Annotated in this window: 14 protein-coding genes; 3 read left to right on the plus strand and 11 right to left on the minus strand. The window is 44.8% G+C overall.

Going from position 1 to position 17,959, the window contains the following annotated elements; genetic code table 11:
* Positions 1-143 precede the first annotated feature (143 nt).
* A complete protein-coding gene (locus ACZ5A8_RS03745) occupies positions 144-2,174 on the plus strand; it encodes a sodium-translocating pyrophosphatase (protein WP_464532280.1) in 2,031 nt (676 codons plus the stop codon).
* 728 nt (positions 2,175-2,902) lie between these two features.
* Here the strand turns inward: ACZ5A8_RS03745 and ACZ5A8_RS03750 are convergent.
* Positions 2,903-3,361, minus strand: coding sequence for a hypothetical protein (locus tag ACZ5A8_RS03750; protein WP_229392378.1), 459 nt, complete (start codon positions 3,359-3,361; stop codon positions 2,903-2,905).
* 37 nt (positions 3,362-3,398) lie between these two features.
* The gene (locus tag ACZ5A8_RS03755) at positions 3,399-4,880 is read right to left on the minus strand and encodes a dihydropteroate synthase-like protein (RefSeq protein WP_464532281.1); all 1,482 of its coding nucleotides are present in this window, start codon (positions 4,878-4,880) and stop codon (positions 3,399-3,401) included.
* A 58-nt stretch (positions 4,881-4,938) separates the two neighbouring features.
* Between ACZ5A8_RS03755 and ACZ5A8_RS03760 the strand changes: the two genes are divergently transcribed.
* The gene (locus tag ACZ5A8_RS03760) at positions 4,939-5,076 is read left to right on the plus strand and encodes a hypothetical protein (RefSeq protein WP_464532283.1); all 138 of its coding nucleotides are present in this window, start codon (positions 4,939-4,941) and stop codon (positions 5,074-5,076) included.
* A 7-nt stretch (positions 5,077-5,083) separates the two neighbouring features.
* Here the strand turns inward: ACZ5A8_RS03760 and ftsZ are convergent, their stop codons facing one another.
* Positions 5,084-6,265: a cell division protein FtsZ gene (ftsZ, locus tag ACZ5A8_RS03765; protein WP_229392381.1), complete on the minus strand. Its 1,182-nt coding sequence runs from the start codon at positions 6,263-6,265 to the stop codon at positions 5,084-5,086.
* A gap of 1,015 nt (positions 6,266-7,280) precedes the next feature.
* Between ftsZ and ACZ5A8_RS03770 the strand changes: the two genes are divergently transcribed.
* Positions 7,281-7,922 (plus strand): HAD family hydrolase, encoded by a 642-nt coding sequence (locus ACZ5A8_RS03770; RefSeq protein WP_464532284.1) that lies wholly within the window; start codon positions 7,281-7,283, stop codon positions 7,920-7,922.
* A gap of 183 nt (positions 7,923-8,105) precedes the next feature.
* Here the strand turns inward: ACZ5A8_RS03770 and ACZ5A8_RS03775 are convergent, their stop codons facing one another.
* From ACZ5A8_RS03775 to cdhD, 8 genes are all read right to left on the minus strand, one after another.
* On the minus strand, positions 8,106-10,019 hold the full coding sequence (locus tag ACZ5A8_RS03775) for a beta-CASP ribonuclease aCPSF1 (RefSeq protein WP_464532286.1): 1,914 nt from the start codon (positions 10,017-10,019) through the stop codon (positions 8,106-8,108).
* A gap of 111 nt (positions 10,020-10,130) precedes the next feature.
* A complete protein-coding gene (psmB, locus tag ACZ5A8_RS03780) occupies positions 10,131-10,763 on the minus strand; it encodes an archaeal proteasome endopeptidase complex subunit beta (RefSeq protein WP_229392384.1) in 633 nt (210 codons plus the stop codon).
* A 318-nt stretch (positions 10,764-11,081) separates the two neighbouring features.
* Positions 11,082-11,594 carry a TIGR00295 family protein gene (locus tag ACZ5A8_RS03785; protein ID WP_229392385.1) on the minus strand — a complete coding sequence of 171 codons (513 nt, stop codon included), beginning with the start codon at positions 11,592-11,594 and terminating at the stop codon, positions 11,082-11,084.
* A gap of 10 nt (positions 11,595-11,604) precedes the next feature.
* A complete protein-coding gene (locus ACZ5A8_RS03790) occupies positions 11,605-12,099 on the minus strand; it encodes a transcription factor (RefSeq protein ID WP_229392386.1) in 495 nt (164 codons plus the stop codon).
* 120 nt (positions 12,100-12,219) lie between these two features.
* The gene (locus ACZ5A8_RS03795; RefSeq protein ID WP_464532288.1) at positions 12,220-13,419 is read right to left on the minus strand and encodes an ATP-grasp domain-containing protein; all 1,200 of its coding nucleotides are present in this window, start codon (positions 13,417-13,419) and stop codon (positions 12,220-12,222) included.
* Positions 13,420-13,442: 23 nt separating this feature from the next.
* Positions 13,443-14,507, minus strand: coding sequence for a 60S ribosomal export protein NMD3 (locus ACZ5A8_RS03800; protein WP_464532290.1), 1,065 nt, complete (start codon positions 14,505-14,507; stop codon positions 13,443-13,445).
* Between the two features lie 534 nt (positions 14,508-15,041).
* Positions 15,042-16,451: an acetyl-CoA decarbonylase/synthase complex subunit gamma gene (gene acsC / locus ACZ5A8_RS03805; RefSeq protein ID WP_464532291.1), complete on the minus strand. Its 1,410-nt coding sequence runs from the start codon at positions 16,449-16,451 to the stop codon at positions 15,042-15,044.
* Positions 16,452-16,454: 3 nt separating this feature from the next.
* Positions 16,455-17,768 carry a CO dehydrogenase/acetyl-CoA synthase subunit delta gene (cdhD, locus tag ACZ5A8_RS03810; protein ID WP_464532293.1) on the minus strand — a complete coding sequence of 438 codons (1,314 nt, stop codon included), beginning with the start codon at positions 17,766-17,768 and terminating at the stop codon, positions 16,455-16,457.
* Positions 17,769-17,959 lie beyond the last annotated feature (191 nt).

The raw sequence follows: 17,959 nt of genomic DNA on the forward strand, positions 1-17,959 counted from the left end.
AAATTCCCAGTTCCTTCGGATTTTCAATGGAAAACCGAGTATTAATTTATATACAAAGACTCATTTATTATCACAAAAAGTACTTTGGAAGATTACTGTCTTAAAGTGCTTTTGATGTGTTTTCCGGTAGGATGGTTGAAATTATGGATATGTTAATCTACCTTGCACCAATATGTGCCCTTATTGGTCTGATTTTTGCAGGTATATCCTACAAAAACGTCCGAGATGAAGGCGAGGGTAATGATCTTATTAAGAAAATTACTGCGTCAATTCACGGTGGAGCTATGGTCTATCTTAATAGGCAATACCGTGCGATCGCTGTTTTTGTTGTTTTCCTTGCAATCGTAATTGCGTTAATTCTGCCAAACGGAGTTCTAACCGCGGCATGTTTTGTTCTTGGTGCAGTGCTTTCCGCAACAGCTGGATATGCAGGGATGCTTACGGCTACTATTGCAAATGGACGGACCACACATGCTGCCACTCGAGGTATTGGTCCGGCTTTTAAGGTCTCATTTGCATCCGGTACCGTAATGGGAATGAGTGTCGTAGGCCTCGGTCTCTTTGGACTGTCCATGGCATTTATAATTCTTGGAAGTACCTTTACAGACCTGGACCTGCTCACTACCGTAAACATCGTTGCAGGTTTTTCACTCGGAGCTTCATCTATCGCCCTCTTTGCGCGTGTAGGCGGCGGGATATTCACAAAAGCTGCTGATGTCGGTGCCGACCTTGTAGGCAAGGTCGAAGCCGGGATTCCGGAAGACGACCCGAGAAACCCTGCTGTAATTGCTGACAACGTCGGAGACAACGTCGGAGATATTGCCGGAATGGGAGCTGACCTTTATGAATCATATGTAGGTTCAATTGTTGCAACAATGCTTCTTGCAGCGTCAACAGCAGCAACGACTTTCCCTGGCATTCCAGTTCAGAATGTTGTTCTGGTTCCACTGATTATTTCAGCTGTTGGAGTTCTTGCATCTATTATCGGTACTTTTTTTGTCCGTACAAACAAGACCGAATCTTCAGCAATCCACATGGCATTTAATATGGGGCTGATTGTTGCAATCGTTCTTACTGTCATTGCTTCATATTTCGTTACAGGCCAGCTCCTTGGAGAGTACGGGTTGAATGTATTCTTTGCAACCGTTGCAGGGCTTGTTGCAGGTTTCCTCATCGGGCAGATAACGGAGCACTATACATCATATGATAAAAAGCCGACTCTCAGTGTTGCACATTCCTGCCAGACAGGCTCAGCTACAAATATCATCACAGGTTTTGCAAAAGGAATGGAGTCAACTCTCTGGCCTGTTATTATTATCAGTATTGCAATCTATATTTCGTTCCAGCTCGCTGGTCTCTATGGTATAGCTATTGCAGCTGTCGGAATGCTTGCAACGCTCGGGATCTCCCTCTCAGTCGATGCTTACGGCCCTGTAGCTGACAACGCAGGAGGTATTGCAGAGATGTCCCACCAGAAGAAAGAGGTGCGCCAGATTACCGATACGCTTGATGCAGTAGGAAACACTACGGCAGCTATGGGTAAAGGTTTCGCAATCGGGTCAGCAGCTCTTACTGCACTTGCCCTCTTCGCTTCATATGGTATTGCAGTCGGTCTCGATGCTATTGATGTTATGAATCCTAACGTCTTCATCGGGCTTACAATAGGTGCAATGCTTCCTTACCTCTTCTCATCAATGACCATCCTGGCTGTCGGAAATGCAGCAGGTGAAGTGGTTGTTGAAGTGAGGAGACAGTTTAAAGAAATTGCAGGTTTGATGGAAGGCACAGCTGATCCGGATTACACCAAATGTATTGCAATCTCAACACACTCTGCTCTTAAAGAGATGATTCCACCCGGAATCCTTGCTGTTGTTGCACCCCTTCTAGTCGGGCTTGTGCTTGGCCCCGGTGCTCTTGGCGGACTCCTTGCAGGCTCTGTTGTTTCAGGTTTCATGCTTGCAATCACAATGTCTAATGCAGGAGGTTCGTGGGACAATGCAAAGAAATACATTGAACTCGGAAACTTCGGTGGAAAAGGTTCTAATGCCCACAAAGCAGGTGTAACCGGTGATACTGTAGGTGATCCTTTCAAGGATACGGCAGGTCCTGCAATCAACATCCTCATTAAGCTCATGAGCATAGTGGCTGTTGTGTTTGCACCCTTGTTTATATGATTTAATTTTTCCCTTTTTTTTATTTTTTTATTTTTAGCTTTGTTTACTCTGGTCTTCCTTTCAGTGTTTCTCTTGCTTACTTTCCAGTATTTCTTTTACTTACTTTCCAGTATTTCTTTTGCTTAATCTATGGCAGGTTGTTTATTTCCTGTGTTTCTTACTGCTTTTTTGATTATCTGAAGAATGTGCCCTTTCTTCCAGATCTCAAGTTTTCCGGTTTGATGGCTCATGAGGGTTGATGGCTCATGAATTTATTATCCACAGCTTAAGCCCTATTGCGTACCAGGGATAAATGCCAGGAACAAAAATAGCATAGCATCAGCTCTTCATTCCTTTCTGTCCCATAGGCAAGCCTCTTGTTCACACTACGTTAAGTTATTCACACACGAGATTATTTACACACAATTTTTTTCACACACTACAGGCTGTTCGTACACGATGGTTATTTATGTATCGAATAGCCAAAAAGGAATACAGTTTCCTATTTGATAATAATACAGTAAAAACCTTTCGGTTTTATACGGTATTCCGGAAGAGTTTTCTGCCTTTAATCAAAAACAATTTCTCTGAATGTGAATTCAGCTATTTTTTAAAATTTTAATTTATTTTGTAAACCCATTTTCTAAATAAGAGAAAAAGAGACCCTATGTAAAGGAAGAATATGTAAGGAAGGATATGTAGGAAAATATGTCTGTTTTTAAAGCAGCGGTTTTTTCGGCAGGGAGAGTTCAGTTAACTCCCCTTACCTGAAGCAGCTGGAATTCGATCTCATCAGGGATTGTAGCAAGGAACACAAAAGTGTTATACCCCAGTTTCTGTACTTCTTTGATTGCATGCGCCTGGGCTTCATTCAGGTCTCTTGAGTCACTCACAATACAGAAGGACTTCCTGTTTCCCGTATTCACAAGGAAATTAAACGTCTTCCCGTGGATATTAAGGAAAGCAACCAGGTTCTTAAGCTCGTCCCAGGTATTGCACATATGGATGTTCCTTGACCCCATATTTTCCACATACCAGTCTCTGCTCACATAAGAGTAAGAAGCATACTGTTCGTTCAATTCATCGTAGGATTTGATGATTTTATTGAGGTCTTTCCTCAGGTTTACCCATTTCCAGTCCTGTGTTGTGAAATAGCGGGATGCCACTATCTCAAAGATTGATTGCTTATCTTCATTTTCGAGTTTCATTTTCTCACATCTCCGTGTTACCTGCTTTCCGGTGTGTTCAGAAAACATCATCCTGGGCATAACTCCGGTTAAAGCGCAGGGCAAGTTCGGCTTTTTCCAGTTCTCTTCCGAGGTATGCAGCATGGTCCAGGCGCGAGACCAGATCAAGTTCAAGTAGCGTGTCCATAACTTCCCTGGCATTCTCTCCTGCAACAGTGGCTTTTTCGTGTTCAGCTACGATCAGTCCGCCGTTTCCGCTTATTTTGTCCGGCACAATCCGGACGCGAATGGGGCCTGCAGGGTCTACACGCCAGTTCTTCGAAGCTCTGGCCATGATTACTTTTTCAGGGAGGGGGCTGTCAGGGCGCCTTCGTTTTTCCTTTATGCAGAGAAGGTCAATGCCAAGGTCCTTCGGGGAGCTTTCTCTTATCCTGCAAAGCTGCATCATCTCAGAGGCTTTTTTCAGCTCTCTTATGGAGCCCAGGGATTTATCACTGTATTCGGGGGTAAAAAGGATACTTGCCCCTGCTTCTGCTCCTATCCCGCAGAGTGTGGCATTCACTCCTATTGTGTCCACGTCCATGAGTTCCGTTACATTGCCAGCTCCGAAGAATAGTGGAACTTCAGGATACATCCTGTGAAATTCATGGTAGCGCACAATGGATTCGGTTATATTATGGCCTACAGGATCAAGGACAGGGTCAGCTATGATTTTTTCAATTCCGAGCCTGCGGGCAGCTTCAATATTTCTTATCAGGCTTTCCAGGCTGTTTCCTTCATCAGGAATTACAACTGCTGCAACGCCTGCTTCTGCAACCGCCGGACCTGCAGTTTCCATGTTCGTGCCGTTAAGGCTCAGAACAAGGTCTGCTCCCGCTTCTATTCCTTCTTTTATCAGCTCAGGGTCAAGTGTATCGATACTTATGGGGGTGCATGTGAGGGCTTTTGCAAGGGTTAATGTTCTCCGGACCTGTCCTGGTAGGGTGTTAAGTGTAGCTCCGAGGTCGATAATATCTGCTCCACGGGCGATAAAAGCTTCGATTTTTATCTCCAGGTCCGCAGGGTCCATTTCCGCTGCCCCTACAATCTCTCCCATGACTTTCATGCGGGCATTCCCTCCCAGCTTTATTTCTCTGAGGTTAAGAAAGGAAATGGCTTCTTCTTCGGTTTTCCTGACAAGCTCAAGAGCCATCTCCTTTCGCACATCTGCGAGAAGCTCACATGCCGGAACTTTTTCGGAAAACTCGACCTCCTCTACAAAATGGAGTACGAAGCTGAGGTCATAAGCGTGCTTTGAACCCAGCCGAATTCTGCAGCCCAGTTCATCCGATGCCTTTGAGAAGTCCCCTGCTACAAGCCCGGGAAGCAGAATGAGGTCATACTTTTTTGAAACCCCTGCCTCCTGATAAGCTCTAATTAGCTTTTTCGGGGTAATAAAAGCGGCAATATCAGTATCTGCTACAAGGACGTCTGCTTTTTCTCCAGCTGCTTTTCTCACGGTATTTTCCGCAAGCCGCCCTGTTGCAATCAAAATCTCCATGTTTTTTAGATAGAATCGCTAATAAAAAAGAGTATCTGTTCGATAACCACTTCAAAAAATGAGTGTCTGTTCAGGAAAAACCCGAGCTTCCTGCCTTGAGGGAGCGTCCTCCTATAAGTCCCGGATTGTTCTCCGGAAAAATCCGGAGAATAACCTGAGGGGAGCCCGGAGATCCTCGGGTCCGGGCTTTGCCTGAGTCTGGTTTAATTAATGAAATCAATAATCGATTCTTCGTGTTTTTTTCGGAGTGGTCCTGCAGTCTCTCTTCTCCTGTCCGCAGGTGGTATTCTCCCGAATCTCTTTTCCTGGATAGGCTCAGCCTCGGCTCTGGACTCCAGGATTCCAGCTCCCGCCTGAGGGCCCAGGATCTGGGCAGACTGGACACCTGTCATGATTGCCATTACCCTGACTTTACCTTCATAGTCGTCCCTGATCCTTGCGCCCCAAATTACATTGGCACTTGCGGAAAGTTCATAGGTAAGCATGGAGGCTATTTCCTCGGCTTCCTTCAGGCTAAGGTCAGGCCCGCCTGTTACATGGACAAGACTTCCGGTTGCACCTTTATAATCAACATCAAGCAAGGGGTGGTTCAGGGCAGTTCTCACGACTTCCGTGCTCTTGTCCTGGTTCTTGGATTCCCCAACAAGCATTACGGCAACTCCACCGCAGCTCATAATGGTCCTGATATCGGCGTAGTCAAGGTTGATCAGAGAGGGCACTGTGATGGTTTCAGTTATTCCTTTCACGGTCTCGGCGATTAACTGGTCCATTACTGAGAAAGCCTGGTCAATCGGAAGGTTAGGTACGTAGTTAAGCAACCTGTTATTGTCAAGGACAATTACTGTGTCTGCTGCCCTGCGCAGCTCTTCAAGCCCTTCTTCCGCTTTGAATATGCGGGCTCTTTCGACCCTGAAGGGGCTAGAAACCATTCCTACGACGATTGCTCCCTGTTCTTTTGCAACTTCGGCGACTACGGGTGCAACTCCTGTTCCCGTGCCTCCTCCGAGGCCTGCTGTAATGAAAACAAGGTCAACATCCTTTAAAACTTCTTCAAGAGTGCCTCTTGCAAGTTCTGCGGCCTTTTTTCCTGTTTCAGGATAGCCACCTGCTCCCAGGCCTCTTGTAAGGGTTTTTCCTACAAGGATTTTCTTGTCAGCCCTTACATTGTCAAGGTGCTGTTTGTCGGTGTTAATACAAACTGTTTCTGCGCCCTCGATTCCTATGTTGTAGAGCCGGTTTACAGTATTGTTTCCTGCGCCCCCGCATCCGACAATCATAATTCTCGGCTGCCCGAATTCTTCAATGTCTTCATCGGAAGAGGAATTTTTTCGGTATTCCTTCTCTTTTTCGCTGAATTTCATTGCTTCCTGTACTATAGATTGCAATTTATCCCCTCGGTGGATTTCGTTTATTGCACTATTTTTATTTTTTCCTTTGACTCCCCACCCTCTATATCGGGGGGCAAATTTCTATTTATATTCAAGTTAAATTGGGGATAACCTGTAAAAACCCGGTAAAAGATTTTCATCCGTTATCTTTAATACGTTGGTACTCTACTCATCTTAAACATTTCGGACATATTTAAACAGTCTTTTAAAATTGTATATGAAGTTTAAATATATCACCCATAAATTTCATATATTTTACTTTTTTCTGCCCTTGTCCCTGAACACTCAGGGCGAAAAAGCAGGAAACTTTCATAATATTTATATACTAATATCTGAAGTTTTTTATGGAGTCTCGTTTGTCAGGAAAGCTTTCATGATTATGCATGTCAGGGCAGTTTTTATTTTCTTTCTTGCCCGCTATTTTGCTGATCTGCTTTCCTCAAATTATTGGATATGTTGTCTCTATGCTACTTTTTCTTTGAGACTTCCAAACCGGGATATTTTCAATTTAATGAAACTGTTTATATTATTACTTTTAAGTAGAATTCTCATCTTAAAAACTTTTTCGGTATCTTTCTAAGATTTCAAGGCTCTTGCTTATTTTTTCCAGTAGTGTGAGATAGCTACACATAAGTGTTTATATAAATTTAAGTTAAATCTTTTAAGTTTTTTTTGATTATCTGTCAGGTTATCGTCCAAAGTCTCTTAATTAGTTTATTTAGTTTATAAGTTCTGAATAATCTGTTTCTTTTTATACAGGAAAAATATGATATTTAAAATCTTTTTAATATTTACTTATAATAATTTTTACCTGTTTCACTGAATTTTAATTGTTGAACTGTTTCAAAGAGAATGCCGGGAAAGCTTTAAGACTGCAAAATCGTTTTTACTTTGAATTACCTTACCTTAACTCTGTAATTAAATTGCACTCCGGAAGAGTCATAAATTATTCATTAACTTTTTCAAATCTTTCGAAATAATTCCAATTTCTTTCAGTTCAGGAGCCAGAAGCGTGTTAAAAGCATTAATTTTTGATATGGATGGAGTTCTCGTAGACTCCATGCCTTTCCATGCAGCAGCCTGGAAAAAGGCTTTTCTTGATGTGGGTATGGAAATCCGGGATGAGGATATCTATGCAATTGAGGGTTCAAACCCCAGAAACGGTCTTCCCCTGCTGATCAAAAAAGCCCGAAAAGAGCCCGAAGATTTTGATTTTGAAACCATCACCGCAATCTACAGGCAGGAGTTCAAACGGATTTTCGAACTGAAAGCTTTCGATGGGATGAAGGAATGCCTCGAACTGCTTAAATCACGTTTTCTTCTTTCAGTAGTCTCAGGTTCGGACCGCTTTATCGTTAACGGGATTCTTGACCAGCTTTTTCCCGACGTATTCGATACTGTAGTCACAGGGGATGATGTCCTTAACTCGAAGCCACATCCGGATCCTTTCCTGAAGGCAGTTGAGCTTCTTAAGGTCGGGAAAAAAGAATGTCTCGTAATCGAGAACGCCGTCCTGGGCGTGGAAGCTGCAAAAAAGGCTGATATTTACTGTATAGGCGTTCCCACATATGTAGAGCCTTCAGAACTCGATAGAGCGGATCTTGTGGTGGGAGACCATAGAAAGTTGATGGAACATCTTCTCAGCCTTGGGTAATCTTCTCAGCCTTGAATTTGCGCTCCGGGTCACCGGTAATAAAATTCCTCTAAAAGTACATAAATACCGTTTAAAGGCAATATAAAAGTCCTGTAAAAGTCTTATTTTACCGTTAATTTATCAACCATCTTCTTATCATTGCAAAAAAAATATTTCTTAAAAAAGATTGTGGCCCCTGGGGGGTCACAGTAGCCTTACGGTTTCGAGGTTTGTAAGAGCACGTGTCTCAATCTTAAGTTTCTTGTAAATAGAACTTGCCAGGTCCACACAGGCTTTCTCGTCTCCGTGTTCGGTGAATACTCTTTCCGGACGGGGCTGCATTCTCTTGACATACTCCATAAGTTGCCTCCTGTCAGAGTGGCCTGAGAAGCCGTCCACAACTTGCACTTCCATGTTCATTTTCAGAATTTCGGTGTTTCCGCTCTTTCCTGTCATGGGGATTTCTTTCCATCCCTTCTGGATCCTGCGCCCAACAGTTCCGTCAGCCTGGTAACCTACAAATACAAGAGTATTGCGGGGATCTCCGGCAAAAGTCCTGAAATAGTCCATAATAGGCCCTCCATTCATCATGCCCGAAGTTGAAAGAATCACACAGGGATGTGGGTTCTGAAGTATCTTCTGGCGTGCATCATGGGAGTCAACCGGTTTGAAACATTCTGAAAGGAAGGGGTTCTGGCCTTTCTGGAAGATCAGTTTCCTTAAATCATTGTTAAGATACTCGGGATGAGTTGCATGGATTGCAGTAGCTTCCCAGATCATTCCGTCAAGGTAGACAGGGACTTCAGGGATAAGCCCTTTTCTTATGGACTCCTCGAGCACGATCATAACTTCCTGGCTTCTGCCCACAGCAAAAGCAGGGATTAGTGCAATTCCTCCGCGCTCAACAGTATTCTTTACCACCATCTGCAGGTGCTTTTCAGCGTCCTTAAGTGCAGGCTGGAAGGCGTTAGAATTCCCATAAGTAGCTTCACTGATAACTGTCTCAACCCTGGGGAACTTGTTGACTGCAGGATCAAAAAGCCTGGTTTTCTCATATTTGTAGTCTCCTGTAAAGACTACGTTATGGAGACCGTCTCCTACATGGAAGTGAGAAATCGCCGAGCCCAGGATATGACCTGCATTGTGGAAAGTCAGTTTAATATCAGGGGCAATATCCGTTACTTCCTCATAGTCGAGAGGTATGGTGTGTTTGAGGGTCTTTGCTACCATCCCTGATTCGTAGGGGATCTTCTTCCCTTCCTTAGCTGCCACATCAATGTAGTCGAGCTGGAGTAGCACCATGAGGTCTCTTGTGGGAGGTGTACAGTAGACAGGCCCTTCATACCCGTACTTGAAAAGCAGGGGTACAAGTCCCTGATGATCCAGGTGCGCATGAGTAACTATAACGGCATCTATCTGGTTTAATGGAAAAACTTCAGGAACATAGAGGAAAGGAGTCATGTTCTCGTCAGAGCCCACATTAACTCCGCAGTCAATCAGAATTCTGGATTCAGGAGTAGAAAGCAAAAAACAGCTTCGACCTACTTCTTTACATCCCCCAAGGGCTGTAACCCTTACCCACTGGTCTTTTGATGTACACTCCCTGTGAATTTTCCTCCCCACGGTTTTAAGGATTTCTTTTCTTTCTTTGAGGTTGTTCCTCATGAACTCCCTGATATTTTTCACTGTACGGGACTTAATAGGAGGAGTCCGGACAACTTTGGGAATCCAGCCGATCTGTTTTGTAATCTCTCTCAGGGTTGCGCCATGCTTTCCTATTACAAGCCCTGGCTTTTCGGCTTCGATGATTACTTCTCCGGAATCGGGGTCAAAATAGTAGCTCGAGATTACGGATTCTTTTGGAACAACTTCTTCAATTATAGAAATAGAATCTTCAGGAGTTGCAAGCACCCTGGGATCAGGACGCATGGCAATCCGTGTCCTGAGTTCTTTTGCTAGGTTGCGAATAATATTCCCGTCGTCTGCGAATTTACGAGGTTCTTCAGTGTATAGAACAAGCTGAGGCCCTTCAAATTCAACGTCGGTAATGGTAACTCCTGCGGGTAGATTTTTCTCAATTTTATGTTTGAGGTCTAATAGCACATCTTCAATAGGCATTAAGAATCTTCCTTTTTGTCAAAAAATCAAAAAGTATCTGGATGTTGAAAAAATAATATTTGAAAAAGGTGTTAGTTTGTATATTGGAATAAAAAACCAACAGTTAAATTATTAGTTTAATGAAGCCCTTCTGGATTTTACTTCTTCAGGATCCAGCCTTTTGAATGCCTCCTTTGTAATTACGACTACATCGATATTTTCTCCGGAAGCTGAGTCTCTTTTCGTTGCATTGTGAATTGCCCGAATCGCAAGATCAAGACCTTCTTTCACAGCCATATCCTCCCTGTACTGGTCTTCCAGTACTCCGTAAGCCATGGGAGAACCTGAACCTGTTGACGAGATCCTTGTTTCTTCAATACTTCCTCCCAATGGGTCCAGTGAGTAGATTGCAGGTCCGTTTTTGTCAACCCCTCCGATAAGGAGCTGGACCATCATAGGGTAGTAGCGGTTAGCATTCAAGAAGTTCGACATCAAAGTGGCAATGCCTTTGATTGTCATGGATTCGTTCCTGCGCATTTTGTAGAGTTGTGACTCCACACTTACCAATCGCACAAGCTGCTGAGCGTCCCCTACCGAGCCGGCAGTGGTCATTCCCACCAGGTCATCGATCTGGTAGACTTTCTTTGCAGTTTTGCTTGCGATGAAATGCCCCATTGTGGCCCGCTGTTCACTTGCGAGCACAATTCCGTCGGTACAAACTACCCCTACGGTAGTTGTGCCCTTTAGATATTTGTCATTATCCATAAACATACCCTCATGATAAGCTGAAAATGAGAAAATGTCGCTAAAAAAAATGTTTTAGTTGAGGTGAGCATTTTTAGCTTAAATCGCAGGATTTAGCAATCCATTATCTCATTATTAATATCGCTATATATAAGTTTTCCTCCTTTTTTCTAAATGCGTTTGCATTTAAAAACGGAGGATTATATGATAAAATAATTTTTCGGTTTTTCTATATACTAAATGTCTTTATTGAATATCTTTACTGAATATCTTTACTGAATATCTTTATTGAATATCTTTGCCAAACGTCCTATTATTCTTATTACAGAAAAACCGGAGTTAGCTTGAACGTTCTTCCACTTCTTCAGCTAGTTTCTTTACTCTCTGAATTACGTGTTCGGATACGTTTTTTTTACGCATGAGTTTTACTCTGTCCTGTATCGTTATCCTGTTCGTTCCTTTTACAAGGTTGTCGGCATGAGCAACGATCTTTTCCTCCAGAGTCCTGGGAAAATAATCATCTTCTGGAAGTCCTAATCCCTTTGCTTCTTCTTTTGAGACCCCTGCGCCTATATGCCTTTTTATTATCTCGGCAACTTCAGGTTCGACTCCTCTGCTTATAGCCAGCTTGAATCCTTCAACTGCATGAGCAATCTCATGTGTCCGGCACCTTCCAGAATCGTGTAACAGAGCCCCTACTTCTACAAGCTCCAGATTCACACTCTGTCCTGCTGCTCTCGCCTTTTCTGCGATCTCGACTGCCAGTGAGGAAACCTCCTTGCAGTGTTCGATTACATTCGGGGCACAGCCTGATTCTTCAAGCAGTCTTATTGCTTCGGCTCGGGTAGTCAAGATAAGTCCCTTATACAGAGCTCAAGGCATCCACGCGTTTTTTCAGGACTCCTACAAAACGGGAATTATCGTAGTAGACCAGGTCTTCTCCGCACATGGGACAGAGAAATTCCGTTTCCGTTGCTTCGTCAAAAAGAAGACGGACACAGCTTTGCGGGCAAACATAAAACACATTATTCTCCTCAAATTCAAGACGAGTTTTCAGGTTTCGGAGCAATCTTTTCTTTTCCCTCATAAGCTGGTGCTCTATATCGGAAAAGTCCAGATGCCAGAGATAAGTCAGCCATCCGCTATTTGAATCTCTTTCTCTGCGGCAGATTGCAAATTTATTTTCGTAAAGTATAAAAAGAGTTCTTCTCACAGTATTCAGCAGAACTCCGGTTTTTGTAGCAACTTCTTCATCCGTGACCTCGCCTTCGGGCATCCCTTCTATCATTTTAAGCCCTTCTTCCCCTACAAGGCTCATGAGGTATCCTCTAATTACCTTGTCATTCAAATCTACCAAAGTGTTCACCTCGCAAATCCCTTATATGAATTGAACATACCAGTATTAAAGTTTACATTGCGCTTTTTCTCAAAAAGATCTTTCATATCTGGAAAAAACTGCACCTTTAGCAACTGAACCTCATGCTTTTCCGGCAGGGCTCAGAGACTCTCTTTTTTCTGTCTTTCGGTCTACAATAAAAGTCTTTACCCTCTCTGCCCCTCCTTCGAGAGATCGGACTGCCTCGTCTCTTGTTGAGGCTAATGCAAACAGGGAAGTAAGAGGCCAGTCAGGCTCGGTAACAGTTCCCTGGGACGGAATATCAGCACTTTTTTCCCTGAGAATGACGTCCATGAGTTTTCTGTCTATAAAAAGTTCTCGATCCGAGTAAAAAACTCCCCGCGCAGCAAATAATTTCGCTTCTGGTTTTTCCGGTAGTTCTCCTCTAAAGCAGCCAACGTGCGCTTCAAAAAGGTTAATTCCTGTCGCCTTTTCAACAGTATCCAGACTGCCCTGGAATCTCGGGTTCACTTCAAGCACTACAGGCCCTTTTTCAGTGACCAGAAAGTCAACTCCGTTTGAGCCGAGGAGCCCGAGTTCAAGCACGAGTTCTTCTGAAAGGGCTTCCATCTCTTCTGAGTATTCTGTCCTGAAAGGGGTTATATTTCCGCAGTAGGCAAACGGCAGTCTCGAGAGCCAGGGTATGCCTATTAATTGCTCGTTTACAGCAACTGCCAGGGATTCATTTTTTGTGGAAAGCAAAGAGACACTTGCAGGTGTTCCTTCCAGAAACTGCTGAACTATGATTTCCTTCTCTGTGAACTCCTGATCCAGCTCGGATAATTCTTCCAGAGCTGACAGCAGCTCCTGCCTATCTCCTGCAACCCGGTTGAATATTCCTCCGCCTCCTGATGCAGGTTTGAGAATTACGGGATATTCAATTGCGTCCAGCTCTTCAGGAGAATAACAGCGAGGGTGGGGCATCCCCATAGCTTCAAGCCTCTTTGCAAGGTGCAGTTTGTTTGAAGCTTCCTGTGCTGCCTCAGGGCTGCTGGCAAGTACAGGGCAGGGAAAACTGCATGGATCCAGCATTTCCATTCCCGAGCCCGGTACGATGGCGTCAAAGTCAAGCTCGAAAGCATCCATTTTAGCCATTATCCATTGAGGGTTAAGCCGGTGAAGTTCGCTTGAAGTCCTGCACTCAAGGAGTGCTGATGCATATGCGCATTCCTGCAGGTCAAGATCTCGGAAAGCATCTATAGAGCAGATAGTATAACCCGCCTTGCTTGCGGAGCAGGCAATATTTCGCGTATCAAACCCAATTGTAAGGATATTCTGCATGTTTCTCCGTTTTTTCGGATTTCTTATTTTTCCTGCGGAACATCGGAATGTGTCAGCGCAAAGATTCCGTATTCTGTCTTCAGAACAGGGATTTCGCTGCCTGCCTCTGCATTAAAGGACATTGGTTTTTTTATTGCGACAGTTTCATAGGTTTCAGGGTCAAGCACAAGAATTGCATTTCCCTCGATTGAAACTAGAACTGTAAGTACCGCATCCCTTACATTTGCAATTTTCTCTGCACCTTTGAGTTCCTCAGGTGTTGAAATAAACCGGGAGCCGTCCTCAAGGCTTATCCCGTTGACCTTCTTGCCTGAACTTCTTATCTGGATAATTCTTCCTCTGAACCTTATCACATCCCCTGGCCTGAATTCCGGAAGGCGCATGGCAAAAGTAATTCTGTACACGTTTTTTCCGTCTTTCATGCCGACAAGGGTAGGAGATTCGGCAAAACTGCCTCCCAGCTCGGAGATGATTAGCCTGCAGACCTGCCTGCTGGCATTCATAGAGCCCATGTAAAGGTCGATACCTTCTTTCTGCTCCTGGTAGTCACTTATAAATGCCAGACGGTCACCTTTTTTTTTCATGCTCTCCATGGCTTCACTGGCTATGACAGTGCAGCGTCTTTTTTCTTCTTCTGCAGGGAACCTGCCTGCTGCCCTTATCTGGATGATCGCTTCAAAGTATCCTCCTGACTCACGGCTGCACATATCACAGGCTGTCCGCTGGATCCTTACTTCGGTCTCAGCTTCGGCATGGACAGGTTCTTCTCTTACAATTGCATCTACCTCGGCTTTCACAATGTATATGTAAGGCGTAACTTCCTTAGGCTCTAGATATAGTTCTACATCTCCGGCTTCGCTGTGGATAAAAAGGGCGTTTTCTACTGCTTTCAGCACCACTTCTTCTATATTGCCGATATTTTCCCAGCGGCTCCTGTGGAAGTATGCTCCGCAGCTGGAACAGATCCTTACATGGAGTACAAGGGGTAGCTCGATTAGTTTGAATGTTTCAAAGAAACAGTCCTTGCAAACGGAATCAAAAAGTTTGTCGCATTCTTTGCCGCATTTCGGGCATGTGATGGAATTCATCTATAATCCTTACTGATGGTCTTCTTGGAATAGTAGGTTTAGGGGCGTTCAGAAAGTAGAATCTCTATAGTAATACTGAGCAGTTACCTGTTAAGCACTCTCATGCTATTTAAAAATAGCTGGATCTGCTGTCCTTCCTGCCTATCCATGCTCCTAAATATCTGGACTGAAATGTTATTCTACCAAACAAGTAAACCAATGCATTTAGTTTTCTAAATAAATATTGAAAAATATATAGTTTAGAAGCATATTAAATAGGGTTTTTCCTTATATAAATATTTGTATGATTTTTCCTTATATTAATTATATCCAGACGAGATGAACAGTTAGGTACATAAAGTAACAGTTTGACTATATAAAGTAATAAAAACATTTACGCATCCTGTTAAATACGGTTAGAGGAATTGCGATACAGTAACTAAAAATACAGAGCAACTTCACGTAAAAAGAATTCATGGAAGGCTAATAAGAAAAGAAAAAAAGTTCCGTGTCGTAGAGACACGGATGCTTTCATATTTCCAATTGTTTCCTGAATTATTGTTTTGGGGGCCAGTTCTTCTCGATCCAGCCAGGAATACGGCCGGAGTCCATTGGACCGACCTTTACATTTGCACCAAGCGTATCTTCGAGGTCACCCTGCAGACGGGCTGCAAGACCTGGAATGATAAGTGTGTTGTGGTTTGTGTCTGTCTTGAGGTTGAAACCAGCCTTGTCCAAGGCGTCCTTTACCTTTGCGGAAGTCAGCTGACCACCGGCAACGGCGGCTTCCACACCAATACCATCGGTGTCAACTGCAAGCAGCCAGCATACTATGCCATTTGCTGAGATATCGCTTTCTACTGTGTAGTAGGTAAGGGCGAAGTTGGTGGTGAAGAACACTGGAGAGTCTTTGTCCGGGGCTCCAACCTTATACATACCTCCGTCCACGGAGACAGGGGTCCTCGGGTCGGTGTAGATGGTTTCGGCCAGGTGCATTTCAGGCAGTGCGGCATATGGCTCCAGGCTGTGGAGGATCATTATGTCGCCGTACCTGATGGTGAAGACTGAAGCCATAACGGTTTCCCAATAGGAAGCGCTGACAGGGTCTGCGATTCCTGCCATCCAGGCAGTAAGCGGGAGAGCCATGATCGGGTATGCGATCTCAGTGTCGCCCATAATGCCTGCTCTCCTGATTTTCAGGAAGTTGGTAAAGGTGTCCTTCAGGCCTTTGCCGCTCGGGTAGGTTCCCGGGTCAAGCACAATGTCCTTGATACCTGCATCTGCGAAAGTCTTTGCAAGACCCTTGAGGGCGTCAAGGTCGTTAAAGACCGAAACTACAACAGGGACCTTGTACTCAAGGGCGAGTTCTCCTACTTCTTTCCAGTTGTCCTTGTTTGCAGCGTAGAGCAGTGGGTTCTTGTCCTTTGCAGCCTCAAGTCCTGCCTTCAGGACTGCGGGGTTAAAGGAACAGAAGATCATGGGCAGGCCTACTTCTGCTACCTTCTTGACAGCGGCAGCGAACTTTGCCGGGTCGTTGGAAGCGGCTCTGATTGCCACACCGTCGAGAAGCAGGTTTCGTCCTACATAGAACTTCTTGAAGTCAGCGATCTTATTGACTCTCTCAATAAGGGCAGCTTCTTCCATGTTGTCTGAAACATCGAAGAACATCTTTGTCTTATTGAAGAAAGTGAGTTTGTGGCGGTACAGGACATCGTCCCCACCGATATTTGCTGCTCTCTCGCCTACTCCTATAGTAACCTGACGGATCTCAGGGGCAAGGAGCCTCTCGAGTTCTGCAAGCTTTTTTGCAAACTTCTTTTCCTTGGTCAGGGGAGTACAGTCAGTAGCCTTGGAAGATCTGTCAATCAGCTTGGAGGCAAATGCCATACATGTAGGCTCACCACACTCTCCGCAGTTGGTCTGGGGCAGATACTTGTAGGCTTCTAATGGGCTGTTTATTTTCATGTTTTACACCTCCGCTCCGATCCAGTTGGCAATGTCAACAGGCTCTGCCTCTACTATGCCGAAAAGGGTCTGAGTTATCTGTTTCAGGACCGCGACCGAGGTTGGGTGCATCATCATGAAGAGGTCATTTCCTGCAAGGGCAAGGGACAGACCTGTAACAATTTCCCAGATAGGTCCTCTGTATTCTCTCGGGCCCCAGTCAGTGTCCTGGCCCAATGGGGAGCCAACCATCCATGATTCACGGGCACCCCATGCGTTGGTGGTACCTGAAGACATCGGGAAGGTTAGTTCGTCATCACCCATGAGGGCTGCAAGTCTGATGCGCTCCATGTTGGTATAAGCGTAGTCCAGGCCGTATCCGAGGGCGGCAGTGGTTGGGTCCATGATGATTCTGTCTCTGGGCACATTGCACTGCTTCATGAGTTTCCTGTTAAGTTCCTTCTGGGAGTTCATGTCCAGCTGGGTCCAGGAAAGCACATCGTGGTCGTATTTTAATGCTGCTTCTGCAATCTTGGCGTAGTCAAGGTTCAGGCTGGCAGATGCAAGGAGACAGCGTTCACCTTCCGAAACTTCTGCTGCTTTTGCCAGGACTTCAGGGTCCTTCTGCGGGTTTCCTGATCCACCAATGGCTATTGGCACATCAACGGCCTGCAGGACTTCCTCAACTGTCTTGGCTGCGTCCTTGGGGGAGGTGTCTTTAATGAGCGGGTCGGTTGAAATCAGATGGATGGTGATCATGTCTGCGTTGAACTTATCAACGTTCTTCTTTGCCCATTCTCCAGGGCTGTCCATGACCTCGTCGTAGTTCTCCTTGACAGCTTTTGCAAGCCCTATTCTCATGTCGAACACGTCAATGGTAACCTGGTTCCTGTTCGGCATTGGAGCATCAAAGTAGAACGGAAGGGCTTTTTCGCCACCTAACATTACCTGCTTGCCACGGGTTCCACCGTCTGCAGAGGTGTTGCCTATGGGGACTTCCTGGATCTGAGTTGTCCACTCTGCAATATTAGCAACATCGAATTTGGCAGAGATAAGGTCCTTGAGTTTCGGGGCTGCCAGAGCAGGGGAAACTGCAGGAGCAGCTGCCTGGGCACCAAAGCCTACCGGATAGCCAAACATACTGGCGATCCTTGCAAAATGCTGGGCAAGTACTGCACTCTCTTGCCCGAGAGCTGCGGCAAGCATAGGGTCAAAGCCGCCTCCGAGTCCACCGAGATCAAGCTCAATGTCCCCTTCAATAGTCACACCTTCGAGGGCTTCTACATCCATTCCCGCGAACATGTTTGTTATATCTGATAACTTCATTTTCTTTGCCATGTAAACCTCACCGTTTCCGTAATTTTCCGTTTTTGTGAGTGACTTTATAATAAAGGATGTAATACAGGATGAATTTCCAGATTTCTCCCTTGTATAGAAACAGGGACCGGGGCAGGAACGTAATCCTGCTCCGTTATTGATGATTTTAAATACCGTTTCAAGCTCTTAAACCGGATATGGTTTCCTGTTAT

The organism is Methanosarcina subterranea, from assembly GCF_055385895.1.